A 23559-nucleotide genomic window follows, 5' to 3' on the forward strand; every position below is an offset into this window, starting at 1 on the left:
GGATCCCCGTGTTGGTCGAAAAAATTTCCGTCAATGTTTTCAACCACTTAAGCCGGGTGGCACGGAAGTCGCTTTATTGGTCCGGGCAAGGAGGACAAAGCGATGCGAATTCTCACCACCGAAATGCAGTACCGCGTACGACAAGGCGCAAGCGCTCTGAGCGCAGCCATCGTCGTGACGCTCGGACTGTGCGCCGCACCGGCACAGGCGCAGGACGTCTCGCGCGCCGCCTTCATGCAAGTGGCGATGCTCACCGGATCGATGGTGCCGGCCTCGTTCTCGACGCCGACGCTGCCGGCAGCGCAGATCTCCGACGCCGATGTCGGTCTCGTGATGCCGACGGCCTCGGTCGCGCCGGTGAGCGACAGCGCGGCGGCACCGGCAGCGGAACAAACCCCGGTGGTCGCCGGTAACGACGACAGCCAGAGCGTTGGCGCTTCAGGAATGCCGCTTGCCGCAGCCCGAATCGACGACGAACAACTCGGAAGCCAGCGCGGCCGCAATTTGCAGGGCGCTGCGATGGTCAAGTCGCCTGGGATGGCGATCGCCAACGGCGTGACGTTGTGGGACGAACTGCCGGGTGGTATTGCCCCGACGCCGCGTCCGCAACAACTGTCGAACGGCGTGGGCAACGTCCAGGTGACGCGTGTGACCTATACCACGCGGTGATCGACATGACCCAATTCTCTCTCTCGCCTGCGGTCCTCGCCACGATGCTCGTGGCGCTGACCCCGGCCATGATCCCCGGTCAGGCGAAGGCCGAACCGGCGACGCCGGGCGATCTGGTGATCGAACGCAACATCGGCCCGCAGATCGCCTACCGCGGCCTGCCCCGTGAACAGAATCCGATCGGCATCGCCGTCCCGGCTTTCCCGACGGGGCCGTTCAATACGGCAATGGGCGCCGTCAGTCAGGTGACGGATGGTGAGCTCACGGGCCGCGCCAATGCCGGCCTCGTCACGAGTTCCGTGCAGTCGGGCATCAATCCGGTGATGGGCGTGCTGGTCGGTAACGCTCGCGGCGGCAACGGCCTGAACACCACTAACGGCGTCGGCGGCGGCTTTGGCGCAGGCGCCGGTGGCGGAGGCGGTATCGGCAGTATCGGCACGCTCGTCCCGTCGGTCATCAACTCGGCGCTGGCGCCGCTCACGACGCTGGGTGCAGCAGGAGCCGCCAAATGAGCGCAAATCGCAATGTGATGCGCGCCATCGCGCTGGCTGCGGCAGTGGCTGCCGTCGCCGGAACGTGTCAGGCGCAAGACCTTTGGCTCGTGAGCGGTGAGCTCGCCGGCACGCACGCCACCGTCGAAAGCGGCGTGGCTGTGGGGGTATCGGGCGCACTGGGCGTGAATCAGGCCGCCGGTGTGAACAACGCTCAGGCCAACAGCGCGCTCATTGCCAATGGCGGCAGTGTGACGACCGGCATGTCGAGCACGAATCAACAGGCACTCGTCACGACGACGACGGGCGCCGCGAGCGCCGCAATTCAGGGCAACGCATTTTCAGGCACCTCGGGGCTGACGCAAGTCAACCAGGCGAGCGGTGCCGGCAATCTTCAACGCAACGCGACCGTCATTGTGACTGGCGATGCGTCTGGAGTGGCGAGCGTATCGGATACGGCACTATCCGCTGCGATCTCCAAGGGTGGCCCGGCTGGCCACCACAACCTCAACGATCAGTTCCGCACGGCGTCGATTTCCAGTGACGCCTTCCGTGGAGCCAGTGGAGTGTTGCAGGTGAACCAGTCGGCTGGGATAGGCAATGTAACCGCAAATGTTTTTGTGCTCCGTCCCCCGGCGGGCACATCTTTTTAACTGGGTAACTCTCTCGTCAAGGAGATGGTCATGAAAACGAAAGCAATTGCAGCGGCTGCACTGCTGGTAGCAACGGGTACCGCCATGGCGTCGCCCCATCACCAGCAATATAGCTTCTCGTTCATCGGCAACGAGACCAACGTTCTGAACCTGGTCGGTATTTTCGGTCTGATCGGGATTCGCGGCTGCGTCACGGTGGATAACACCGGCAACGCCGTCGTGCAGAACAACCAGAAGGTCGACGTGCATCACGTGAACCTGACGGGCCCGCTGCTCGGCTCCTATGTCACGGGGCATGTGACGACGGGCGTCAATTCGAAGACCACCACGGTCTCGAACACGGGCGGCGCGTATCTGATCGGCGGCGCAACCACCACGTCGTATAACAACACGACGTCGTGGGTGAATGCCGAGGCCAACGGCCACCTGAACACCAGCCAGTCGTTCCAGGCCGGTGCCGGGTATGTCGCAGGCCAGTCGAGCTCCGGTTCGGGCGGCTTCGTGACCGGTGGCGGGTATCAGTATTCCAACGTGGCAGCAGCCGGCGGCATCATCGGTGGCGGCATCATCCCGCTGCCGGGTGGCCTCGCACTGTATGGCGGCTACATCGTTGGCAATGCCGGTGCCGGTCAAGGTTCCGCCTGGGGTGGCTACGCTTACGGCCAGCAGTCGCAAGCGGCCGGAGGCTTCCTCGCCGGTGGCTTCCTGAACACGCAGAAGAGCTTCGATGCCGCATTCCATGGTCTGTTCAACGCAGGTCAGGCTTCGGTCTCGAGCGAGTCGATCGCGGCGGGCGCACTGTGGGGCTTCTCGAACACCTACACGAAGGCCACCACGTGGCAGAAGGGCGCGCTCACGCTCCACGTCAATACGGCAACGTATCAGACGATGGGCGCAACGCTCGGCAACGGCGCGCTGGCTAACGCCAACGGCAACGTCGGTGTGAACGTGGCAGCAGGTGCCGATAACGCTCAGGCCAACAACGTCGCCATCGCCTCGCTCAACGCGCAGCCGGTGTATGCGTCGGCCCAGGTGTTCTCGAACCAGTCCTCGCAAGGCTCGGCCAAGATCTCGCAGTTCATGGTCAACGCCAGCGTGGGTGACGGTGCACTGGCAGGGGCGACCGGCAACGTCGGCGTGAACGTGGCTTCGGGTGTCGGCAACGTGCAGGGCAACAACCTGTCGGCGGCTGTCTCGCAAGGCGCGCATGGCTGGTACAAGGGCGGTGCTGCCAACTCGACGGCACAAACCGACCAGGTCGCAGGCATGAAGGCCTCGGGTGACTTCGTCGCCAATGCAGCACTTGGCAACGGTGCCCTGCAATGGGCCAGCGGCAACGTGGGTGTGAACGTGGCAGCCGGTATCGGCAACGTTCAGGCCAACAGCCTCGCCATCTCGGCAATCAAGTGATGTACCTGACCGGTCCGGGGAATCCCGGACCGGTTTTTTCATGAGGTGTGTCATGAGCGATACGCGTCGTGCCGTCGTAAGGATCGCTACGGTTTGCGCTCTGGCGTGCGCAAGCGTGGCCGGGCACGCGCAGTATGCATCGGTGAACCTGGAGTCTTCGATCGGTGTACCGGCGGTCAAGAAGATGCGCTCGTTCAAGTCGATGCACTACGTGAATCTGGTCCAGCAGGAATACGACTTCAGTTGTGGGTCCGCAGCGCTCTCGACGCTGCTGCGATACGGCTACGGGATCAACATTCCCGAGACGGAAATGATTCAGCGAATGATGGCCTTCTCCAATCCGGACACGGTCATCAAGAACGGCTTCTCGATGCTCGACATGAAGAAATTCGTGGAGACGCTGGGACTCGAGGGGCGAGGTTTCAAAGTCGATGTCAGTGCGCTCTACGACCTGAAGATCCCGGTCATTGCGCTCATCGACGTCAATGGATATCAGCACTTCGTGGTCGTAAAGGCGGCGAAGGACGGTCGGGTGTTCGTCTCCGATCCGGCGCTGGGCAATCGCATCATCGAGCAGGCCGATTTTGCCAAGCAGTGGAATGGCTTGGTGCTGGCGGTCATCGGCAAGCCGTTTCTGGAGGATTCACCGCTGCTCAAAGGCAATGAATCCCTGGCAGCCAAGTTGCGCGATGGCGCGCTGGCGACCGGGACGTCACCGACCCCGATGGTGGACTTCGGCATCATCCGGGCGGATCTGTTTTGAGACCAGACCATCATGAATCGATATGTCCCGATGTTGGCCATCCCGCTGTTCGCAAGCGCCGTGCCGGCATTTGCGTCGAGTGTGGTGCCCGAGAGCTGGACGCCTGTAAGCGATGAAGTCCTCTCGCATGCGACCGGCAAATACGCACAACAGAACATGATCACGGGCTTTCAGCTCGTCATGCAATCGCAGTGGCAGATGCCGACCGGGGCGAGCCTGATGGCGACCGGTGTGCTCGGCGTGACTAACGGTCAGGTCCAGACCGGTAGCTCGACGGCGATCATCCCCGGTGTCGTGAATGCGACGGCGCCCACGACGCAATCGGTTACCGGTGGCGCCAACGTGCTGATGAACGGCGTCGCACAGATCACGCAGGTTGCAGGCGACGCAAACAACGCCATGAACAAAGCCATCATCCAGTACGGCCCGGGCATATCGCTCGCGCTGCTGGTGCCGGTGAGCGGAAGCAGTACCAGCAGCTCGAACACCACGGTGGGCAATCTGAGCGCCAGCGTGGCGATCTCGTCGGCCGGCATGCAACTCGCGCTCAACACGCCGAACGGCAACCTCGGGCAGAGCATCGCCGGTGGTGCGGGCGGCGCGATGAACCAGATCATGCAGGTCGTGCAAGTCGCAGGCAACGCGCAACAGGTGATGAACACGTTGCAACTGAACTTGCAGACGGGCGCGCTCACGTCGGCAGGGCTGCGTCAGCTCGGTGTGCAGAACGCGATGGCGAACATGATCGCCGTGCGCCATTGACGTTCAGACACGCGAGGTCACGACAGTCGTTGCCGTGGCCTCGGTGAAGGCAGTGATCGCAGTGGCAAGGGTAGTGACGTCGCCGGACTGTCGTGCATGAACGGTCCGGCTTCGGCCGCAACGTCCGACAGGACGCCATGACAACAAGACGTGGGGCGCCGCCGCAGAGCACTCGCGGCGTACAAGAAGGTGATGTCGGCAGAGCCCGGTCCGGGTTTCGCACGCATCACCCCGCAGTCGAGCAGCAAGGACAACCGTTGTTGGCAATACGTGTTTGTTGGATTGCGCGCGGACGCCCGTCCGCTTTTTCACCCGGGGGGGATCATGAACACTCACCGCTTTTTTCCCGTTGCCGCTATTCCGTTGGGGGTACTGCTTTTCACGCTATCGGCCCAGGCTCAGGAGCATACGAACCCATCGCCGGACAACCGTATCCAGATGTTGATGGATATGGTTGACCGGCAGCAGCGGGAAATTTCTTCTCTCAAGCAGCGCCTCACGGATATCGAGATGGCGCAACGCGGGCGCGGTCTGACCGCATGGGATACCGCGCAGATCGCGCAAGTCTCGCCAGGCGACGGCTCTGCCGCCGGCTCGGCAGGCACACCGGGCGGCGGCGCTGCCGGGGCTGCCGGGCCGACCTCGGCCACGCCGATCGGCGAGACGCAGCAAATGCAGAAGAGCGAGACCGAATCGCAGCGCACGCCGGCCGAAGAAGCCGTGGTGCAGGCGCAGCACGCCCCGCTGTTCGACCGCAAGCTCACCATCGACGCCGGTATCAGCTACAGCTACTACGATCGCCGTCAATTGGTGCTGAGCGGTTTTCTCGCGCTCGATGCCATCTTCCTCGGTCAGTTGAACCTCGGCCAGACCAAGGCCAACGTGTGGACGTTCGACGTCAATACGCGTTACGGGATCACCGACCGGTTGAGCGTGTCGTTCGACGTGCCGTACCTGTATCGCAACTCGGACTTCATTTCCGGGGGCGTAGGCGGTGCGGCGTCGTCGATCAGCGACATCAGCAAGAACTCCGCGAATATCGGCGACGTGAACGCGTCGATCTACTACCAGCTCGTCAAGGAAAATGCGAACTGGCCCGATATCGTGGCGTCGTTGCGCGTGACGGCGCCGACCGGCACGTCGCCGTTCGGCATCAAGCTCGGCACGCCCGACCCGAGCAACAACAACCTGACCACCCCGTCGCGTCTGCCCACAGGGAACGGCATCTGGGCAATTACGGCGGGCCTGTCGTTCCTGCGGACTTACGATCCGATCGTGTTGTTCGCGAACGTAGCCTACACGTACAACGTGGCGCGCTCGTTTGACGACATTTCGACCATCGAAGGCACCACGTCCCCTGCGAAGGTCAAGCTGGGCGATATCGTCCAGGTCGGCGCGGGGATGGCATTGGCGCTCAACGACAAGACGGCGCTGTCGATCTCGTATTCGACCGCGATTTCGCGGGCGACCAAGACGGCGTCGCCGGGCGCGGGCTGGACGACGGTGGCGGGCAGTACGACCAACGCGGCGTCGCTCAACTTCGGCATCAACTACGCCATCAACAAGCATTGGACCGTGAATGGGTACGTCAACGCCGGCATGTCGCCGGATGCACCGAACTATGTGATCGGTGTCCGCTTCCCGTACACGTTCTGAACGTAGCGAAAGCTGTCAACGGCGCTCGCCTCTCATCCGTAGGGGCGGCGCCTTTCAGTTCCGTCAGCAGGAACGGACGCGCGAGTGTTCTGCGTGCATCCGACGTCGGTGCGCACAGGTTTTGGTGTTCTGAATGGGTAACGATGTGACCGAAGGGGCAGTGGGACTGCCGGGCGTTGGCGTTTGTCGCTGCGCTCGGTGGTGATTCGGTTAGCGTGCGGGCCCGGCGTGCATGCGCGTGACGACAGCGCCGGCATTCGCCTTGAAGCTCGTCGCCATCATGGTCGCTGGCGCCTGTTGCACTTGCGGCATCGGCTGTGCCGCCGAGACGGCAACGATGGTGCGCGGCTGCGCTGAGGGCGGCAATGACCCTTGCGCCGGCTTAGGCGACGGGGCCGGCGGGATCACTTCGTCCCACAAGCGAACGTTGTTGGCGGTGCTGATCGTTGTTGAATGGGCCGGCGCGAGGGCCGCAGGCGCGGCATTGCCGATACTGGTGACGAGGCTGCGTTGCAGGTTGGCGGCGTGCGTGCTGGCAAGCAGTGCATCGCTGACGGCTACCGGAACGGCGCCGCCAATGCCGCCAAGGCCATTGACATCGGCTTGTGCAGTATTCGCGATGCACGCAGCGGCAACACAAAATATCGCCCTGCGCGTCGTGCTGACGGTGATCTTGAACATGGCCTGCCCCCCCGGGCTCCGTGTGCTGTCCTCACAGACTTTTTGTATTCTATTGCGCGATTCGAGAAAGGAAAGGGAAAAAGTAATAGCGGAATCTCCGAAAATTGAGTAAATAATTTACGCAGATTGCGGTTTGTCGCGCTCAGGCAACAAGCACAGGCATTCGTGACGGGCGGACTCGCCGTTGCGCGGGCTTCACGCATAAACTGCCTTGAAAGCAAGGCGACGCCTTATGCGTAAAGTATGGCGAGAACTGGAGGGTTTCTTCGGTTTTTGTCCGGGTGAGATGCGACGTGCATGTCACCGGCATATCAATAAGGCCAAAGGCGCGGTAAGCATGACAAAAATGGGGCGGCGGCGCGGGGGTGCCGACCGGAATATCAGGGGAAATCATGCGTGTGCTGGTCGTAGGTGAGGCTGCCACCTGGCTGAGCGGCCTGCAAATCGCATTGCAAACCGATGCGAACGTGACACCACCGGTCTTGCGGCACGTGGAGCATGTGACCACGCAGGACTGGGTCTGGCTGCGCGAGTTGCCGTCGCGTCGCGCGCTGGTGCTCGATGAGTCTGTCGCGCGGACGCCGGCGGTCGACACGCTGTGCGCGATTGCCGCCGAATGCGTGCCGCCTGTGCCCGTCGTCGTCGTAGGCGATGCGGGTTTTCCCGACGAGATCATTCGGTGGTTGCAGGCTGGCGTGGCCGCCTGCCTGCCGTGGCCCAATTCCGTCGCGCGTGTTCGCTCCGTGTTCGATCTGGCATTCTCGGGCGGTCGTTTCGTGCCGGAAGAGGCGCTCTCAACGCTGCTGGTGCTCTGGCGGCAAGAGGCGCTGGGCGACGCATTGCCGCTATCTCGCCTGCCGGTGTTTCCGCTTGGGGGCGACAAGGCGACGCAGCTTGCTGAATCGGCGCTGCTCGGCATCTCTCAACGGCAATATGAAATTCTGGCGCTCCTCTCACGCGGGCTGTCCATCAAGACGATCTGCCAGCAACTGGTGATCTCCGAGGGCACGGCGAAGACCCATGTGTCTGCGCTGTACCGGCGACTCGGCGCGCGCAATCGCGGTGAGGCAATTTATATTGCAGCGCAGCGCGGTGCGCGCCATCTGTTCGAGACCTGAGAAGGTCTCGTCCGGGCTCGGTTCGGTTAGTGGATATCGGATATTGCGACAAACCGGCTCGGACGATTCCGGATTTCCCCTGAGTTTGTTGGCCGATCCCCGCTGTCGAATTACTATACGAACTTCATTTGCCAACTATTTGCACGGGCGCCGCCGACCGGCAGCGTCTCGAGCGCCGACCGTGATGCGTGTCGGCCAGGCTCAGGAGTCCCAGCGTTGTCCAAGTCGTCCACGCCGTTCGAATCTACGCCGCCGCAAGGTGCTGCTTCGGCATCCTCGCCATCTGTCACATCCTCCTTGCCGTCTTCCGGTGCTCCCGATCGTTCCGCGCAGGCCGCTGGCGTGCCGGGCTTCGGTGCGCTTGCCGGCGTCAAAGTGCTCGAACTCGGTACGCTCATTGCCGGCCCGTTCGCGGCCCGCATGTTGGGCGAGTTCGGCGCCGAGGTCATCAAGATCGAAGACCCGCAGCATGGCGATCCGCTGCGCAAGTGGCGCAAGCTGCATCCCGACGCAGGGGGGACCTCCCTCTGGTGGGCCGTGCAGGCGCGCAACAAGAAGTCGGTCACGATCAATCTGAAGTCGCCGGAAGGGCAGGCCATCGTGCGCAAGCTCGCGGCGCAGGCCGATATCGTCGTCGAGAATTTCCGGCCCGGACTGCTCGAGCGTTTCGGGTTGGGTTACGAGCAACTCTGTGCCGAGAACCCCGGGCTGGTGATGGTGCGGCTTTCTGGCTATGGCCAGACGGGCCCGTACCGTGACCGTCCCGGTTTCGGTGCGATTGCCGAATCGATGGGTGGGTTGCGTCATATCACGGGGTACCCGGAACTGCCGCCGCCGCGCATCGGCATCTCTATCGGCGACTCGATTGCCGCGCTGCATGGTGTGATCGGCGCCATGATGGCCCTGCATCACCGCAACATGAATGGCGGACGAGGGCAGGTCGTCGATGTCGCCTTGTACGAGGCGGTATTCAATCTGATGGAGAGTGTGGTGCCGGAGTACAGCGTGGCGGGCATGGTGCGGGAGCGTACCGGTGCGTCGCTGCCGGGCATCGTGCCGTCGAACACCTATCCGTGCGCGGACGGCATGATCGTCGTCGGCGGCAATAGCGATCCGATTTTCAAACGTCTGATGCACGCCATCGGACGCACCGATCTGGCCGAAGATCCGGGGCTGGCCCATAACGATGGCCGTGTGCCTCGTACGCAGGAGATCGACGAGGCTATCGGTCGGTGGACGCAGGTGCATTCCATCGACGAGGCACTGGCGGTGCTTCAGGGCGCCGACGTGCCGGCGAGCCGGATCTACACGGTGGCCGACATGTTCAAGGATCCGCAGTTCATTGCGCGTCAGATGATCCAGCGTCATACGTTCCCCGACGGTACGCCGATCGATCTGCCCAACATCTCGCCGAAGCTCTCCGACACACCCGGCGAGACCCAGTGGCTCGGCCCCGAGCTGGGCGCACACACGGACGAGGTGCTTGGGCAACTGGGTTATGATGCCGGGCAAATCAAGGCATTGCGCGAGAACGGCGTTATCTGAGACGTCGCTACGCGCAGCATCACGGGGCGCAGTTCTGGCTGCGGTCCGAGAATAAAGCACGTCGAACAAACAAAGAAAGTACGTTGCAACCACGGAGACAACAACACCATGCAAAGACGTCAGTTCGTCACGGCACTGGCCGCTACCAGCCTGATTGGCGCAGGCATTCGCCCCGGCTTCGCGCAAAACAAGCTGGAGAAGACCAAGGTCGCCATCGCGGTCGGGGGTAAGAACCTCTTCTATTACTTGCCCCTCACGATTGCCGAGCGCCTGAATTACTTCAAGGACGAAGGACTCGATGTCGAAATCTCCGACTTTGCTGGCGGTTCGAAAGCTTTGCAGGCACTCGTCGGCGGGAGTGCCGACGTGGTCTCGGGGGCCTACGAACACACGATTCTGTTGCAGGCGAAGAACCAGTTCATCCGCGCCTTCGTGTTGCAGGGGCGTGCGCCGCAGATCGTTTTCGGCGTGTCGAACAAGACGATGCCGAATTACAAGTCGATTGCCGATCTGCGTGGCAAGAAGATCGGTGTGACGGCGCCGGGTTCGTCGACCAACATCATGGCGAACTTCGTGCTGGCCAAGGGCGGCATCAAGCCCAATGAGGTGGCCTTCGTCGGTGTCGGGGCGTCGTCGGGCGCGCTGGCCGCGGTCCGCTCGGGCAACATCGACGCGATCGTCAACCTGGACCCGGTGATCACCATGCTCGAGCGCGACAAGGAGATTCGTGTGATCTCGGATACGCGTACGCTCAAGGAAACGGTGTCCGTGTTCGGTGGCAACATGCCGGCCGGTTGCCTCTACACGAACGAATCGTTCATTCAGAAGAATCCGAACACCACGCAAGCACTGACCAATGCGATGGTCCGCGCGCTGCGCTGGCTTCAGACGGCAGGGCAGGCCGACCTCATCAAGACGGTTCCCGACGCCTATCTGCTGGGGGACCGCGCGCTTTACCTCGACGCGTGGAGCCGGGTGAAGGAAGCCATCTCGCCGGACGGTCTGATTCCGGCGGACGGCCCGGCGACTGCGCTGCGCACGTTGCAGGCGTTCGACGAGACCGTGAAGGGCAAGTCGATCGATCTGTCGAAGACGTTCACGAACGAGTTCACCAAGAAAGCCGACGCCAAGTACAAATGATGACTGCGCCGGCTCTGAGTTTCGAAAGCATTAACTGTACCTTCGTCGCGCGCGACGATCGCGCCAAACGCTATACGGCCGTGGCCGATACGTCGCTCGACATCGCGCCCGGCGAATTCGTCTCCGTCGTCGGGCCGACGGGCTGCGGCAAGTCCACGCTGCTCAATGTGGCCGCGGGTTTGCTGGCGCCGTCGTCCGGATCGATCAAGGTGTTCGGGGAGCCGCTCAAGGGGATCAACGCCCGGGCCGGCTATATGTTTCAGGCCGAAGCCCTGATGCCCTGGCGCAACGCGATCGACAACGTGACTGCCGGGCTGGAGTTTCGCGGTGTGGCACCCGACGAAGCGAAGGCACGCGGGCATGATTGGCTCAAGCGTGTCGGGCTGGGCGGTTTCGGCGACCGGTACCCGCATCAACTCTCCGGGGGCATGCGCAAGCGTGTCGCCATGGCGCAGACGCTGATTCTGGATCCGGACATCATCCTGATGGACGAGCCGTTTTCGGCACTCGATATTCAGACGCGTCAGCTCATGGAGAACGAGTTGCTGGAGTTGTGGGCGGCCAAGCGTCGTGCCGTGTTGTTCATCACGCACGATCTGGATGAGGCCATTGCCTTGTCCGATCGCGTCGTGGTGCTCGCGGCCGGGCCGGGTACGCACCCGATCGGAGAGTTTCGGATCGATCTGCCGCGCCCGCGTGACGTAGCGGAAATCCGGAATCATCCCCGCTTCACCGAGTTGCATGCCCAGATATGGGATGTGCTGCGCGAGGAAGTCCTCAAGGGCTATGCACAACAGTTAAAGGCGGTCTGAATCGTCATGTGGCAAATCGCAGGTTTTCTTACCGTCTCGCTAAACTGGCTCAACTGGCCGGGTTGGCTCGACTGGATGGACTGGTTCGATTTGCCGGACGGCTTTGGCTTGTTCGACTGGCTGGTCTGAGGACTCGGCCTGTCGCTCGTCTGATATTCCCGGAATTCGTTCGTCATGCGTAATCGTTCGTTCATGCGGCACCTGCGGCTGTGGCAATGGCTGCTGCTGGTGGTGGCCTTTCTCGTCTGGTATGTCCTCACGAGTCCCACGCTGCTGCCCGCGTTTTATTTCGACAGCCCGGACAAGGCCGCCTTTTTCTTCGGCGAACCGCAAAAGGTGCTGCTTCAGATCTGGCAGTGGTTCGTTAGCGGAGAGATCTATCTGCACCTTGGCGTGACTTTGCTCGAAACGATGCTGGCGTTTGCCATCGGCACCGTGCTCGGTCTGGCGGTGGGGTTGTGGCTGGCGCTCTCGCCCAGCGCCGGTGCACTGCTCGACCCGTACATCAAGGCCGCCAACTCGATGCCTCGCGTGATCCTCGCCCCGATCTTCGGCGTGTGGTTCGGGCTTGGCATCTGGTCGAAGGTCGCACTCGGCGTCACGCTGGTGTTCTTCATCGTCTTCTTCAACGTGTATCAGGGCGTGAAGGAAGTCAGCCCGGTGGTGCTCGCCAATGCGCGCATGCTCGGGGCGAACCAACGCCAGTTGCTGCGTCGCGTGTATCTGCCCAGCGCAACCAGTTGGGTGTTCTCGAGCCTGCACAACTCGGTCGGTCTGGCGTTTGTCGGGGCAGTGGTCGGGGAGTACCTGGGCTCGGCGCGCGGTGTGGGTTATCTCATTTTGCAGGCGGAAGGCACGTTCGACATCAACGCCGTCATCGCCGGGGTGTTGATTCTCACCGCGTTCGCGCTGGTGCTCGATGGGCTGGTGGGCGTGGTCGAGCGACGTTTGCTCGTCTGGCAGCCGCAAGCCGGAGAAACGGAGAAGATGTAGCGGAGTCCGGCGTCATGGCGACGCCGTTCCATCGCGGTCTCGTCGCCGTGACGCTACTGTGAAGGCGCGACGACCTGGTGGTGCATGGGGCAGGGCGGAACGCCAAAGTTGGCGCCATGGCGTCATATCGGAGCACCTTTCCTCGGTTACAATTGCCGCATGCGAATCCTGCTCAGCAACGACGATGGGTATCAGGCGCCAGGCCTGGCCGCGCTTTACGAAGCGCTGGCACCGCTTGGCGACATTACCGTGGTGGCGCCCGAACAGAACTGTAGCGGTGCGTCCAATTCCTTGACCTTGCAACGGCCGCTTTCCGTCTTCAAAGCGCCCAACGATTTCACTTTTATCAACGGCACGCCGACCGATTGCGTCCACGTGGCGTTGACTGGCTTGCTCGACCAGCGTCCCGATATCGTGGTCTCGGGTATCAACAACGGTCAGAACATGGGCGAAGACACGCTCTATTCGGGGACCGTGGCCGCCGCCACCGAGGGGTTTCTTTTCGGGATCCCTTCGTTCGCGTTCTCTCAGGTCGACAAAGGCTGGGGGCATCTCGATAGCGCGGCGCTCGTGGCGCGCGAGGTGGTCGAGCGCTACATGGAGCGGCCGTTGGGCGCGCCGTTCCTGCTGAACGTCAATATTCCCAATTTGCCGTACGAGCGCCTGAAAGGTGCATTGGCGACGCGCCTCGGCAAACGACACCAATCGCAGCCGGTCATCCGTCAGGAAAATCCGCGCGGCGAAGCGATTTACTGGATCGGCCCAGCCGGCGACGCGCGCGATAGCAGCGAAGGCACCGATTTCCACGCCGTGGCGCACGACTACGTCTCGGTCACCCCCTTGCAACTGGATCTCACGCATACCGCACGACTTGGCGTCGTGCACGATTGGCTGGCCAGCGCAGGGGTGGCCCAACGATGACGACATCGCCGAAGCGTTTTCCCCTCCCTCTGGCCGAAGTGATGACCCGCCGGCAGCGCAAGGCGCCGGTGCTCGACAAGTCGTCGCGTGCGAGTCCGGCCGGGGCGCCGCCTGCGGCCATGACGCGCAAGGCGCCGAATGGCACAGCGACATCGGCGAATCAAGGCGTGGGGAAGACGTCGGCGGTAGGCAGTCACAATGGTTTGCGTGCGGCTTCGACGTCGCTGGCGGGTGCTTCTGCGCGTCCAGCCGGTGCGCACGCTTCGCACGCGGTGGTGCCCAAAGGGCTGGCGCGCCCGGCGGCGACGCCACACGCGCAGCCCGCGCCTCATGGTGTGAAAATTCCGGTCAGGCCGGGCGGTAAGGCGCCAAATGCCACCGTTGTGTCCAAACCGGCGCCTGGCGCGCCTTCGAGCAAAAGTACGGTGCGGCCCACGACAGGTGTGAAAGTGTCGGCCGGGATCTCGTCGGTCGGTGTTTCCCCCGACGGGATCGGCCTGACGTCGGAGCGCGTGCGCGCCCGCATGGCTGAACGCGTGGCGGCCTCGGGCGTCAAACACCCGGGCGTGCTGGCAGCGCTTGCGACTGTGCCGCGCCACGGGTTCGTCGACGCGGCGCTGGCCAATCAGGCTTATGAGGATGCCGCCCTTCCGATCGGTCATGGGCAGACGATTTCGAAGCCGTCCGTGGTCGGGCGCATGATTGAGCTGCTGCTCGCTGGCGGGCGTCCCCTGGAGAAGGTGCTGGAGATCGGTACTGGCTGCGGTTATCAGGCGGCGGTGCTGTCCTGTGTCGCGAAGGACGTTTATTCGATCGAACGGGTGCGGCCGCTGCACGAACGTGCGAAAGCCAATCTTCGGCCGTTGCGGGTGCCGAATATCCGTCTGCATTACGGCGACGGGCGGCTGGGGCTGCCGGCGGTGGCGCCGTTCGACGGCATCGTGATCGCCGCGGCAGGCCTCGAGATTCCGGATGCGCTGGTCGATCAGCTGGCGGTGGGGGCGCGTCTCGTCGCCCCCGTTGGTGGTGAGCAACAAATTTTGACCCTCATCGAGCGCATCGGTGCGCGCCAATGGCGCGAGACGCAGCTTGATAGGGTGTTATTCGTCCCCTTAAAATCGGGCATCATTTGAGCCCGTCGGGCCAATTCTGCGGAGGATTTGAGTGAATTTGCGAGCGGGTTTCCAACAACGCGTTGCCAGTGTCCTGTTGCTGAGCATGCTGGCAGCGTGCGCATCGCGACAAGTCGGCGCACCGGTCGTCGACCGTACCGTAGGCGGTACGACGACCGACAGCAGTGTACCGGGCGCTACCGTGCCCATCGTCGACAACACGCCGGTTCCGCCGGGGTTTTACCGGGTCAAGCCGGGGGACCGTCTCTATCGCATCGCGTTGGAGAACGGGCAGAATTATCGCGATATCGCGCGCTGGAACAATATTCAGAACCCCGACCAGATCGAAGTCGGTCAGGTGCTGCGCGTGAAGCCGCCTGCGGGCGACACCGGTACGCCGTTGCCGCCGCCGGTGGCCAGCACGCCGGCCTCGAATGGCAATAACGCCGCTGCCGTGCCGCCGGCTGTCGTGACGCCGCCGGCCACCAGCTCGGCGGCTTCGGGGGCGCCGTCGGCAGTGTCCAGCGGTGACTTGCAACTGTCGTGGCCGGCCAAAGGCGACGTGGTGGGCCGCTTCGACGATTCGAAGAACAAGGGCCTGAATATCGGTGGCAGGGTCTCGGATCCGATCTACGCCGCTGGCGCGGGGAAAGTGGTGTACTCGGGGGCCGGCCTTCGCGGGTATGGCAACCTCATCATCATCAAACACGATGCCACCTTCTTGACGGCGTATGCGCACAACAGCAAACTGTTGGTCAAGGAAGGCGACTCCGTGACGCGGGGTCAGAAAATCGCCGAAATGGGCAACTCGGATGCAGATCGTGTCATGCTGCATTTCGAGGTGCGTAAGGACGGTAAGCCTGTGGATCCGATGAAGTATTTGCCGCCTCACTAAAATAGGCAGGGTCGAATGCTCAAGAGAAAGCGTCGTACTTCGCAAGAGGAAGACCTCGCTGCCCCGGAGACCGATCAGGACGTTGACGATCGGCAATCCCGGCAGGATGAGGACGTGGACGACGCTTTCGACGAGCGCGAGGCGGAGGATGACGACGCCTCGTCATCCGACGGTGAGGCTGGCGAAGAGGGCTCCGACTCCGGTTCTGGATCGGGCCGCAAACGCAAGTCCGCCGACGCCGACGACTTCGGCACCGTGCTGCAGGCCGAACTCACGGCCGACACCGTTCAGCACTATCTCAATCGCATCAGTGTCAAACCGCTGCTGACGCCCGCGGAGGAGCTTGATTACTCCACGCGCGCGCAAGCCGGCGAGTTCGCGGCGCGTCAGGTCATGATCGAGCGCAATCTGCGTCTCGTCGTGAGCATCGCCAAGGGTTATCTCAATCGTGGCGTGCCGTTGCTCGATCTGATCGAGGAAGGCAATCTCGGGTTGATGCACGCCATCGAGAAATTCGACCCGGGCCGTGGATTCCGTTTCTCGACGTACGCAACGTGGTGGATTCGGCAGAGTATCGAGCGCGCCATCATGAATCAGGCGCGCACGGTGCGTTTGCCGGTACACGTCATCCGCGAACTCAATCAGGTGCTACGCGCGAAGCGTCACCTCGAGAAAAGCGCGGCTTACGTCGATGGTGGCGAGCAGCGCGACGCGAGCATCGAGGATATCGCGGATCTCACGGGCAAGACGCCGGAGGAGATCACCGATATCCTGGCGCTCAACGAGCATGTGGCCTCGCTCGACGCGCCGCTCGATATCGATCCCGGCAGCAGTCTGCTCGATCTGCTTTCCGACGATCACAGCGAAGCGCCCGAGCAGGAAGTGCAGCATCGCGAACTGGAAGATCTCATGCGGCTCTGGCTGTCGCGGCTGTCGACCAAGCATCGTTACGTCATCGAGCGACGGTTCGGCCTTAACCGTGTGGAACCCGCAACGCTGGAAGAACTGGCCGACGAAATGGGGCTGACCCGTGAGCGCGTGCGGCAGATCCAGCAAGAGGCACTCGTCAAACTCAAGCGCTATTTCGCGTCGAACGGTGTGCGCAAGGACGCCGTGCTCTGACCAGCGAGGCGTGTCGCCCACACCAACGTTTCTCGCCCGCCTGACGATTCATGGCGATGGGGCGCGGTCTGACGGGCCATGAAGGGCCGTGATGGGCGGACGCATCGACGTCGAATGGCGACACCTTCTGATTTTTTCCTCTGAATTTCACCATGTCATCTCCCGTTCTCGTCTTCGATATTGAAACGATTCCCGATGTCGACGGTCTGCGCAAACTTGAGCCTGCGTATGCCGGACTGACGGATGACGCAGTCGCCGAAGCGGCGTTTGCCGCGCGCCGCGAAAAGGTGGGGCACGACTTCCTGCCGCTGCATTTGCAGCGCGTTGCTGCGATCTCCTGTGTCTTTCGCGATCGCGACGGTTTTCGTGTGAAGTCGTTGGGCGCGCTGGAGGACGGGGAGGGGGCGCTTGTGTCGGGGTTCTATCGCACGATCGAGAAGTACGCGCCGCAACTCGTATCCTGGAATGGCGGTGGCTTCGATTTGCCGGTGTTGCACTACCGCGCGATGATCCACGGCATTTCCGCGCCGCGTTATTGGGATATGGGCGAGGACGACCGCGAGTTCAAGTGGAATAACTACATCAGCCGGTATCACCAGCGCCATCTGGATCTGATGGATCTGCTCGCGATGTATCAGGCGCGCGCGAATGCACCGCTCGACGATCTGGCCAAGCTGTGCGGATTCCCGGGCAAGCTCGGCATGGACGGCAGCAAGGTGTGGCAGGCCTATCGCGAGGGCAAGCTCGAAGAGATCCGGAATTATTGCGAGACGGACGTGGTGAATACCTATCTGGTTTACTGCCGCTACCAGTTGATGCGCGGCGGATTGCGTCAGGCCGAATACGAGCAGGAGATCGACTTCGTGAAGCGCTCTCTCGAGCAGGAGCCGGCGGCGCATTGGAAGGAATACCTTGGCGCGTGGGGCTAATCCGGGGGGGGGGACTTGCCCGTTTTTGCAACGGGCGTGTGCGCCAGCGAAAACCCGACAAACATCCGCCGTGCATAACTCGCGGACGAATCGATTAAAATGCCGGGTTTGCTGTCGCATATGAGAATAAAGACGTGACCCGTTCCTCCCGAAACTCTTCGCGCAATCGGCCCAGCGCCGAGCCCGGCATTATCGATATCGAATCGCTCGACATGGAGGCGCGCGGCGTTGGCCGTACCGCGTCCGAGGGCGAGCCGGGCACGCCGGAATTCAAACCCGGCAAGGTGATCTTCGTCGAAGGCGCACTGCCGGGCGAACGTGTCACGTACCTCAGTTACCGCCGCAAACCCAAGTTCGAGCAAGCCGAGACGATCAGCGTGCTGCGCTCCAGCTCGATGCGCGCCAAACCGCAGTGCCCGCATTTCGGCAAATGCGGCGGCTGCTCGATGCAGCATCTCGAGCCGCGTGCCCAGATCGCCATTAAGCAGCGCGTGCTGGAGGATAATCTGGCGCGTCTCGGAAAGGTCAGGGCCGAGGCGATGCTTCGCCCGATTCAGGGGCCGGACTGGGGCTACCGTTTCCGGGCTCGCCTTACGGTGCGCTATGTGCCGAAGAAGGGCGGCGTACTGATCGGTTTCCACGAGCGTAAGAGCAGTTACGTGGCCGACATGGATTCATGCGAAGTGCTGCCGCGTCACGTGTCGGACATGCTGGTGCCGCTGCGTCGACTGGTGGAGTCGCTGTCGATTCGCGAGCGTCTGCCGCAAATCGAACTGGCCATCGGCGCCGATGTCACGGCGCTCGTCCTGCGAATTCTCGAGCCGCTGACCCCTGCCGACGAAGATATCCTGCGGGCTTTTGCCGACGCGAATCACGTGCAGTTCTGGGTGCAACCGAAGGGGCCGGATACGGCAGTGCCGTTCTATCCGCTGACGCCGGAGCTTCACTACACGCTGCCGGAATATCAGATCCGCATGCCGTTCAAGCCGACGGACTTCACGCAGGTCAATCACCAGATCAACCGCGTGCTCGTGCATCGGGCGTTGCGCCTGCTCGCGCCGCAGTCGAACGAGCGGGTGCTCGATCTGTTTTGCGGGCTGGGTAACTTCACGTTGCCGCTGGCGCGTCGCGCCGGTACGGTGATGGGCATTGAGGGCAGTACGGCATTGACGGAGCGCGCGCTGGCGAATGCACAGCGCAATGGCGTCGCCGAGCGTACGGAATTTGCTTGCCGGAACCTGTTCGACATTACCGCAGAAGATATCCGGGCGCTGGGAGCATTCGATCGCTATCTGATCGATCCGCCGCGTGAAGGGGCGCTGGCCGTCTCGAAGGCGCTTGCAGAGCTGGCGCAACAAGGTTATGAAGGTCTGCCCAAGCGCATCGTCTATGTCTCGTGCAGCCCTGCCACGCTGGCGCGTGACGCGGGCCTGCTGGTGCACGAGGCTGGTTACCGTCTCACGCTCGCGGGTGTCGTCAACATGTTCCCGCACACCTCGCATGTGGAGTCGATGGCCGTTTTCGAGCACGAAAGCATTGGTCAGCCGTGGGTACCGCGTATTCGCGTGTCCGAGGCGTCCGAGCGCGATGAAGGCGTAGAAGCCATTGCTGGCGCTGCTGGCGGCGAAGGTGTGATCCACGACGCGCCTGACGTCTGAGCGGCGGAGCGCGTTCGGGCACTTCTCGCGCCGTATGAGGGCGCCGAGCAAAGACATCGAGCAAAGACCGCGAGCAAAGAAAAAGCCAGCCCCGAAGGGCTGGCTTTTTTTGTCCGTCGAGCCGACGGATGGTGCCGGAAAACTGGCACCGTCGCTACCTTCCGCGCTTTAGTTGCGGTTCCCGCCCAGCACGCCAAGAATGGCGAGCAGGTTGGTGAAGATGTTGTACAGGTCGAGGTAAATCGCCAGCGTCGCAGTGACGTAGTTCGTTTCGCCGCCGTTCACCACGCGTTGTACGTCGAAAAGGATGTACGCCGAGAAGATCGCGATGGCGAGCACCGACACCGTCAGCATCAAGGCCGGCAGTTGCAGCCAGATGTTGGCGACCGACGCCAGCAGGATCACGATCACGCCCATGAACAGCCACTTGCCCAGGCCGCTGAAGTCGCGCTTGCTGACCGTGGCGACCGATGCCATCACCGTAAAGATCACGGCGGTGCCGCCGAATGCCAGCATGATGAGCGATGCGCCGTTCGAAAAGCCGAGCACGAAGCTCAGCAGGCGCGTGAGCATCAGGCCCATGAAGAACGTGAAGCCCAGCAGCAGGGCGACGCCCACGCCACTATTCTTGAAGCGCTCGATGGCGAACATGAAGCCGAAAGCGATGGCAAGGAACAAGATCACGCTGACCATCGGGCTGCCCGCAAACAGCGCGAAGCCGTACGTCACGCCCAGCCAGGCCCCCGCAATCGTCGGCAGCATCGACAGCGCGAGCAGCCAATACGTATTGCGCAGCACCTTGTTGCGCACCTGTGCGGTCGAGACGCCACCCGTCCCACCGTAGCCGAAGCGTTGGAAATCCTGGTTCATATATTGTGTTCTCCGTGGTCGTTGTGCCTGTTGGCGGGGCCGGCAGGCGCCTCATGACGCATACGATGGCCGGCACTCCGGCCGGCGAATCCCCCGCAGCCGTTGCTCCGGCTTGTCGTCGAAGCTCAAGGATACCCAAAGATATCCGGGAAAGCGCTCGGACGATTCCTGAAATCTTTGGGCAAAAGCCTGAATTTCAATCCACCGTCAGCACCCAAACCCTCCCATTTAGGTAAGGTCCGGGACGCGCATCCCTGTGTCCACTTCGCGAAAAGCCGGATAGTCCCGGCCGTCTTGCGTTTGAGCGGTACGCGCACTGTAGGTTCCATCCCCATCATAACAGCCTTCGTGCTACAATTACGGGTTCATGTTGGTTATATAACTGCTTAATTTTTTGGAGTTTTTCATGGCAGTCGAACGCACTTTGTCGATTATCAAGCCCGATGCCGTTGCTAAGAACGTGATCGGCCAGATTTACAGCCGCTTCGAAGCCGCAGGCCTGAAGATCGCCGCTGCCAAGCTGGTGCATCTGTCGCGCGCAGAAGCCGAGCAGTTCTACGCTGTTCACAAGGAGCGCCCGTTCTTCAAGGACCTGGTCGATTTCATGATCTCGGGCCCGGTGATGATCCAGGCACTGGAAGGTGAAAACGCCATCGCGAAGAACCGCGAACTGATGGGCGCCACCGACCCGAAGAAGGCAGATAAGGGCACGATCCGCGCTGACTTCGCTGACAGCATCGACGCCAACGCCGTGCACGGTTCGGACGCTGCCGAAACCGCCGCTGTGGAAGTGGCTTTCTTCTTCCCGGGCATGAACGTCTACTCGCGCTAAGCCGCGTATAGTCGCTCAATCGCAGGAAGATACCGAAGGGATGTTGACGGACCAGGGCCATGACCAACCTTACGAATCTGCTTGATTACGATCCGGACGGTCTGGCCGCCTATTGCGGCACGCTCGGCGAAAAGCCGTTCCGTGCGCGCCAGCTCCAGCGTTGGATCCACCAGATGGGGGCCGCCGATTTCGACGGCATGACCGATCTGGCCAAATCGCTTCGCGAGAAGCTGAAGACGCGCGCGAACATCGTTGCGCCTGCGGCCATCACCGACCATTTGTCGGCCGATGGCACGCGCAAATGGCTGCTCGACGTAGGCAACGGCAACGCCGTTGAGACCGTCTACATCCCCGAGGAGACGCGTGGCACGCTTTGTGTTTCGTCACAAGCGGGCTGCGCCGTCAACTGCCGGTTCTGTTCGACCGGCAAGCAGGGGTTCTCGCGCAATCTGACGCTCGGCGAAATCATCGGTCAGCTTTGGATGGCCGAATTCGCACTGCGTCGTGACCTCGGGCGCGAAGGCAAGAACGAGCGTGTCATCACCAACGTCGTGATGATGGGCATGGGCGAACCGCTGCTCAATTTCGACAATGTGGTGGGCGCCATGCGCCTCATGCTCGACGACAATGCCTATGGGCTGTCGCGCCGTCGCGTAACTTTGTCGACATCGGGGGTGGTGCCGATGATGGACCGTCTGGGGCAGGAACTGCCCGTGGCGCTGGCCGTCTCGCTGCACGCGCCGAACGATGCGCTGCGCGATGTGCTTGTGCCACTCAACAAAAAATATCCGTTACGCGAGCTGATGGGCGCGTGCGAGCGCTACCTTGAAGTGGCGCCGCGTGACTTCATCACGTTCGAGTATTGCATGCTCGACGGTGTGAACGACACCGAAGCGCATGCGCGCGAGCTCGTCGCCCTGACGCGCGACGTGCCGTGCAAATTCAATCTGATCCCTTTCAATCCGTTCCCTGAGTCCGGTCTGCTGCGATCGAAGGATCCGCAGATCAAGCGTTTCGCGCAGATTCTGCTCGATGCGGGCCTGGTCACGACCGTGCGTAAGACGCGTGGCGATGACATCGACGCCGCCTGTGGCCAGCTGGCCGGCGAAGTGCAGGATCGCACGCGGTTGGCGCAGCGTGGCAAATTCGGGAAAATCGCGGTCGAGGTGCGTACCGTATGACGGGGCGCATGGGCGGGCGTGGACCGTGGCGAGGGCCGTCGGCCCCGCACGCACCATGCCGTCCGTCGGATCAGTCTTGCACTAAAGCATTCCTTGCGCGGGACATGTTTCATGCCCCGCGCGATTCCGTCAGTTCCTTGTCGAGTCTTCCGGAGCGTCGCGCAGATCTTCACGTTGCGCGCACGGCGGACGATGCAGCGGGACTGTCGCCAGCATATCCTCAGCCGCTGCGGGCGGCTGCTTACGAACGGGGGCGTATCGATGGATAACCAGAATCAGGCGGATGCAGGCGGACAAGCCGGGGCTCAAGGCCAGGGATTGCCGCAGGGAGCACCTGCCGGATGGGCTGAGCTGGGCGCGCAAGTGGGGGCGCAACTGGCGGCATTGCGCGAGAAGCGCGGCATGTCGGTCGAAGACGTGTCGGCGCGATTGAAAGTCTCCGTGCAGAAGCTCAAGCGTCTTGAAGCTGGCGAGTGGGACGCGTTGCCGGAAATGCCGTTCATTCAGGGTGTGGTGCGTAGCTATGCCCGTATGGTGGGCGGCGATCCAGAGCCGATGATCGAATCGTTGCGCCGCGTTGGTGGAACGCCTCAGGCCGCGATCGAGATTCCGCAGCCACAGTCGGGGCAGCCGAGCATCCCGAAGAGCCCTGTGCGTTTCCGTTCGCCGGTGGCCGCCTCGCAAGCGAAATGGCCGTGGGCGCTCGCGGCATTGGTGGTGATCGCCGGTGCTGCCTGGTACTTCGGCAACGCCCACAAGGCCGGGCGCGGTGCGACCGAGCCGGCGGAACTGGCTAGCGGTGCGTCGGCCCAAGGCGCGACGGAAGCGGCGGAACCCGCCAGTCAGCCGGTCGTTGCCGATGCAAACGGCACGCCGCCGGGGGCGGACGGTACGAATTCGGCCAACAACGGGAATACGGAAGGTACGGTCGATAACGCGTCCGCCAGTGCGGCCGCCGCGGGGCCTGGCCTGATTGCCGCGGTCGACCCGACGCACGTGGTCGCCGGGCTGGCCAGTGCTGCTATGGCGCCTGCGGTCACAGCGACGCCGCCGGCTGAAGTGAAGGCGTCGAGCGCAGGTGCGCCGGGCAATGGCAAGATTGCGTTGCGCCTGAAGGCAGACAGTTGGGTGGAAGTGCGTTCGAAGGACGGCAAGGTGCTGTTCTCCCAACTGATGCGTGCAGGTGCCGAACAGGAAATTACGGGCGATGCGCCGCTTAAAGTCGTTGTGGGTAACGTCGCGGGCGTCGAATCGCTGGAATTCAACGGTCAACCGGTCGAGATCAAGTCCCGTAATGCGGGCAATGTGGCGCGTCTGACGCTCCAGTGAGACCGAAAGAGGGTAAT

23 protein-coding genes and 1 pseudogene are annotated in these 23559 nt (G+C 62.5%); 22 read left to right on the plus strand and 2 right to left on the minus strand.

Annotated features, from left to right (window positions below):
- Positions 1-102 precede the first annotated feature (102 nt).
- From PCA20602_RS12980 to PCA20602_RS13010, 7 genes are all read left to right on the plus strand, one after another.
- Positions 103-669 carry a hypothetical protein gene (locus PCA20602_RS12980; protein WP_150721566.1) on the plus strand — a complete coding sequence of 189 codons (567 nt, stop codon included), beginning with the start codon at positions 103-105 and terminating at the stop codon, positions 667-669.
- Positions 670-674: 5 nt separating this feature from the next.
- Positions 675-1181, plus strand: coding sequence for a hypothetical protein (locus PCA20602_RS12985; RefSeq protein ID WP_150721567.1), 507 nt, complete (start codon positions 675-677; stop codon positions 1179-1181).
- On the plus strand, positions 1178-1813 hold the full coding sequence (locus PCA20602_RS12990; protein WP_150721568.1) for a hypothetical protein: 636 nt from the start codon (positions 1178-1180) through the stop codon (positions 1811-1813). Before PCA20602_RS12985 ends, PCA20602_RS12990 begins: the two co-directional genes overlap by 4 nt.
- A 30-nt stretch (positions 1814-1843) precedes the next feature.
- A complete protein-coding gene (locus PCA20602_RS12995; protein ID WP_150721569.1) occupies positions 1844-3223 on the plus strand; it encodes a hypothetical protein in 1380 nt (459 codons plus the stop codon).
- A gap of 52 nt (positions 3224-3275) precedes the next feature.
- Positions 3276-3986: a C39 family peptidase gene (locus PCA20602_RS13000; protein WP_240493735.1), complete on the plus strand. Its 711-nt coding sequence runs from the start codon at positions 3276-3278 to the stop codon at positions 3984-3986.
- 12 nt (positions 3987-3998) lie between these two features.
- Positions 3999-4748 (plus strand): peptidase C39, encoded by a 750-nt coding sequence (locus tag PCA20602_RS13005; RefSeq protein WP_150721570.1) that lies wholly within the window; start codon positions 3999-4001, stop codon positions 4746-4748.
- A 324-nt stretch (positions 4749-5072) separates the two neighbouring features.
- Positions 5073-6404 carry a hypothetical protein gene (locus PCA20602_RS13010; RefSeq protein ID WP_069345179.1) on the plus strand — a complete coding sequence of 444 codons (1332 nt, stop codon included), beginning with the start codon at positions 5073-5075 and terminating at the stop codon, positions 6402-6404.
- 210 nt (positions 6405-6614) lie between these two features.
- On the opposite strand, the gene PCA20602_RS13015 is transcribed toward PCA20602_RS13010, so the two are convergent.
- Positions 6615-7085, minus strand: a complete 471-nt coding sequence (locus PCA20602_RS13015) for a hypothetical protein (RefSeq protein WP_150721572.1) — start codon at positions 7083-7085, stop codon at positions 6615-6617.
- Between the two features lie 392 nt (positions 7086-7477).
- Between PCA20602_RS13015 and PCA20602_RS13020 the strand changes: the two genes are divergently transcribed.
- The 12 genes and pseudogenes from PCA20602_RS13020 to rlmD all read left to right on the plus strand — a co-directional run.
- Positions 7478-8203, plus strand: coding sequence for a helix-turn-helix transcriptional regulator (locus tag PCA20602_RS13020; protein WP_150721573.1), 726 nt, complete (start codon positions 7478-7480; stop codon positions 8201-8203).
- Between the two features lie 342 nt (positions 8204-8545).
- Positions 8546-9748, plus strand: coding sequence for a CaiB/BaiF CoA transferase family protein (locus PCA20602_RS13025; RefSeq protein WP_150721721.1), 1203 nt, complete (start codon positions 8546-8548; stop codon positions 9746-9748).
- A 108-nt stretch (positions 9749-9856) separates the two neighbouring features.
- Positions 9857-10888, plus strand: a complete 1032-nt coding sequence (locus tag PCA20602_RS13030; protein WP_150721574.1) for an ABC transporter substrate-binding protein — start codon at positions 9857-9859, stop codon at positions 10886-10888.
- Positions 10888-11700, plus strand: a complete 813-nt coding sequence (locus PCA20602_RS13035) for an ABC transporter ATP-binding protein (protein ID WP_150721575.1) — start codon at positions 10888-10890, stop codon at positions 11698-11700. The genes PCA20602_RS13030 and PCA20602_RS13035 overlap by 1 nt, the downstream gene beginning before the upstream one ends.
- Before the next feature lie 6 nt (positions 11701-11706).
- Entirely contained in the window at positions 11707-11829 is a 123-nt protein-coding gene (locus PCA20602_RS26210) for a hypothetical protein (RefSeq protein WP_281354658.1), read from the plus strand.
- A 45-nt stretch (positions 11830-11874) separates the two neighbouring features.
- A complete protein-coding gene (locus tag PCA20602_RS13040) occupies positions 11875-12693 on the plus strand; it encodes an ABC transporter permease (protein ID WP_069345135.1) in 819 nt (272 codons plus the stop codon).
- Between the two features lie 159 nt (positions 12694-12852).
- Positions 12853-13614, plus strand: a complete 762-nt coding sequence (gene surE / locus PCA20602_RS13045; RefSeq protein WP_150721576.1) for a 5'/3'-nucleotidase SurE — start codon at positions 12853-12855, stop codon at positions 13612-13614.
- Positions 13611-14747 (plus strand): protein-L-isoaspartate(D-aspartate) O-methyltransferase, encoded by a 1137-nt coding sequence (locus tag PCA20602_RS13050; RefSeq protein WP_150721577.1) that lies wholly within the window; start codon positions 13611-13613, stop codon positions 14745-14747. The genes surE and PCA20602_RS13050 overlap by 4 nt, the downstream gene beginning before the upstream one ends.
- Positions 14748-14832: 85 nt before the next feature.
- The gene (locus PCA20602_RS13055) at positions 14833-15621 is read left to right on the plus strand and encodes a peptidoglycan DD-metalloendopeptidase family protein (protein WP_150721722.1); all 789 of its coding nucleotides are present in this window, start codon (positions 14833-14835) and stop codon (positions 15619-15621) included.
- Positions 15622-15636: 15 nt separating this feature from the next.
- Complete coding sequence (gene rpoS / locus PCA20602_RS13060; protein ID WP_150721578.1) at positions 15637-16743, plus strand: RNA polymerase sigma factor RpoS; 1107 nt, start codon at positions 15637-15639, stop codon at positions 16741-16743.
- 152 nt (positions 16744-16895) lie between these two features.
- The gene (locus tag PCA20602_RS13065; RefSeq protein WP_150721579.1) at positions 16896-17672 is read left to right on the plus strand and encodes a 3'-5' exonuclease; all 777 of its coding nucleotides are present in this window, start codon (positions 16896-16898) and stop codon (positions 17670-17672) included.
- Positions 17673-17806: 134 nt separating this feature from the next.
- Positions 17807-19204, plus strand: a pseudogene (gene rlmD / locus PCA20602_RS13070) (23S rRNA (uracil(1939)-C(5))-methyltransferase RlmD); the annotation flags it as partial.
- A gap of 294 nt (positions 19205-19498) precedes the next feature.
- Here rlmD and PCA20602_RS13075 read toward each other — a convergent pair.
- On the minus strand, positions 19499-20200 hold the full coding sequence (locus PCA20602_RS13075; RefSeq protein WP_150721580.1) for a Bax inhibitor-1/YccA family protein: 702 nt from the start codon (positions 20198-20200) through the stop codon (positions 19499-19501).
- 406 nt (positions 20201-20606) lie between these two features.
- Here PCA20602_RS13075 and ndk point away from each other — a divergent pair, with 406 nt between their 5' ends.
- From ndk to PCA20602_RS13090, 3 genes are all read left to right on the plus strand, one after another.
- A complete protein-coding gene (gene ndk / locus PCA20602_RS13080) occupies positions 20607-21032 on the plus strand; it encodes a nucleoside-diphosphate kinase (RefSeq protein ID WP_150721581.1) in 426 nt (141 codons plus the stop codon).
- A 59-nt stretch (positions 21033-21091) separates the two neighbouring features.
- Positions 21092-22213: a dual-specificity RNA methyltransferase RlmN gene (gene rlmN / locus PCA20602_RS13085; protein ID WP_150721582.1), complete on the plus strand. Its 1122-nt coding sequence runs from the start codon at positions 21092-21094 to the stop codon at positions 22211-22213.
- 261 nt (positions 22214-22474) lie between these two features.
- Positions 22475-23542, plus strand: coding sequence for a helix-turn-helix domain-containing protein (locus PCA20602_RS13090; protein ID WP_174981078.1), 1068 nt, complete (start codon positions 22475-22477; stop codon positions 23540-23542).
- Positions 23543-23559: the final 17 nt, after the last annotated feature.

The organism is Pandoraea capi (assembly GCF_902459735.1).
In the GTDB taxonomy this organism is placed as follows: domain Bacteria; phylum Pseudomonadota; class Gammaproteobacteria; order Burkholderiales; family Burkholderiaceae; genus Pandoraea; species Pandoraea capi.

What these genes read in the sequence shown, in the direction of transcription:
- PCA20602_RS12980 (WP_150721566.1), top strand. Translation starts at nt 103, where the DNA reads ATGCGAATTCTCACCACCGAAATGCAGTACCGCGTACGACAAGGCGCA.
- PCA20602_RS12985 (WP_150721567.1), top strand. Translation starts at nt 675, where the DNA reads ATGACCCAATTCTCTCTCTCGCCTGCGGTCCTCGCCACGATGCTCGTG.
- PCA20602_RS12990 (WP_150721568.1), top strand. Translation starts at nt 1,178, where the DNA reads ATGAGCGCAAATCGCAATGTGATGCGCGCCATCGCGCTGGCTGCGGCA.
- PCA20602_RS12995 (WP_150721569.1), top strand. Translation starts at nt 1,844, where the DNA reads ATGAAAACGAAAGCAATTGCAGCGGCTGCACTGCTGGTAGCAACGGGT.
- PCA20602_RS13000 (WP_240493735.1), top strand. Translation starts at nt 3,276, where the DNA reads ATGAGCGATACGCGTCGTGCCGTCGTAAGGATCGCTACGGTTTGCGCT.
- PCA20602_RS13005 (WP_150721570.1), top strand. Translation starts at nt 3,999, where the DNA reads ATGAATCGATATGTCCCGATGTTGGCCATCCCGCTGTTCGCAAGCGCC.
- PCA20602_RS13010 (WP_069345179.1), top strand. Translation starts at nt 5,073, where the DNA reads ATGAACACTCACCGCTTTTTTCCCGTTGCCGCTATTCCGTTGGGGGTA.
- PCA20602_RS13015 (WP_150721572.1), bottom strand. Translation starts at nt 7,085, where the DNA reads ATGTTCAAGATCACCGTCAGCACGACGCGCAGGGCGATATTTTGTGTT.
- PCA20602_RS13020 (WP_150721573.1), top strand. Translation starts at nt 7,478, where the DNA reads ATGCGTGTGCTGGTCGTAGGTGAGGCTGCCACCTGGCTGAGCGGCCTG.
- PCA20602_RS13030 (WP_150721574.1), top strand. Translation starts at nt 9,857, where the DNA reads ATGCAAAGACGTCAGTTCGTCACGGCACTGGCCGCTACCAGCCTGATT.
- PCA20602_RS13035 (WP_150721575.1), top strand. Translation starts at nt 10,888, where the DNA reads ATGACTGCGCCGGCTCTGAGTTTCGAAAGCATTAACTGTACCTTCGTC.
- PCA20602_RS26210 (WP_281354658.1), top strand. Translation starts at nt 11,707, where the DNA reads ATGTGGCAAATCGCAGGTTTTCTTACCGTCTCGCTAAACTGGCTCAAC.
- PCA20602_RS13040 (WP_069345135.1), top strand. Translation starts at nt 11,875, where the DNA reads ATGCGTAATCGTTCGTTCATGCGGCACCTGCGGCTGTGGCAATGGCTG.
- surE (WP_150721576.1), top strand. Translation starts at nt 12,853, where the DNA reads ATGCGAATCCTGCTCAGCAACGACGATGGGTATCAGGCGCCAGGCCTG.
- PCA20602_RS13050 (WP_150721577.1), top strand. Translation starts at nt 13,611, where the DNA reads ATGACGACATCGCCGAAGCGTTTTCCCCTCCCTCTGGCCGAAGTGATG.
- PCA20602_RS13055 (WP_150721722.1), top strand. Translation starts at nt 14,833, where the DNA reads ATGCTGGCAGCGTGCGCATCGCGACAAGTCGGCGCACCGGTCGTCGAC.
- rpoS (WP_150721578.1), top strand. Translation starts at nt 15,637, where the DNA reads ATGCTCAAGAGAAAGCGTCGTACTTCGCAAGAGGAAGACCTCGCTGCC.
- PCA20602_RS13065 (WP_150721579.1), top strand. Translation starts at nt 16,896, where the DNA reads ATGTCATCTCCCGTTCTCGTCTTCGATATTGAAACGATTCCCGATGTC.
- PCA20602_RS13075 (WP_150721580.1), bottom strand. Translation starts at nt 20,200, where the DNA reads ATGAACCAGGATTTCCAACGCTTCGGCTACGGTGGGACGGGTGGCGTC.
- ndk (WP_150721581.1), top strand. Translation starts at nt 20,607, where the DNA reads ATGGCAGTCGAACGCACTTTGTCGATTATCAAGCCCGATGCCGTTGCT.
- rlmN (WP_150721582.1), top strand. Translation starts at nt 21,092, where the DNA reads ATGACCAACCTTACGAATCTGCTTGATTACGATCCGGACGGTCTGGCC.
- PCA20602_RS13090 (WP_174981078.1), top strand. Translation starts at nt 22,475, where the DNA reads ATGGATAACCAGAATCAGGCGGATGCAGGCGGACAAGCCGGGGCTCAA.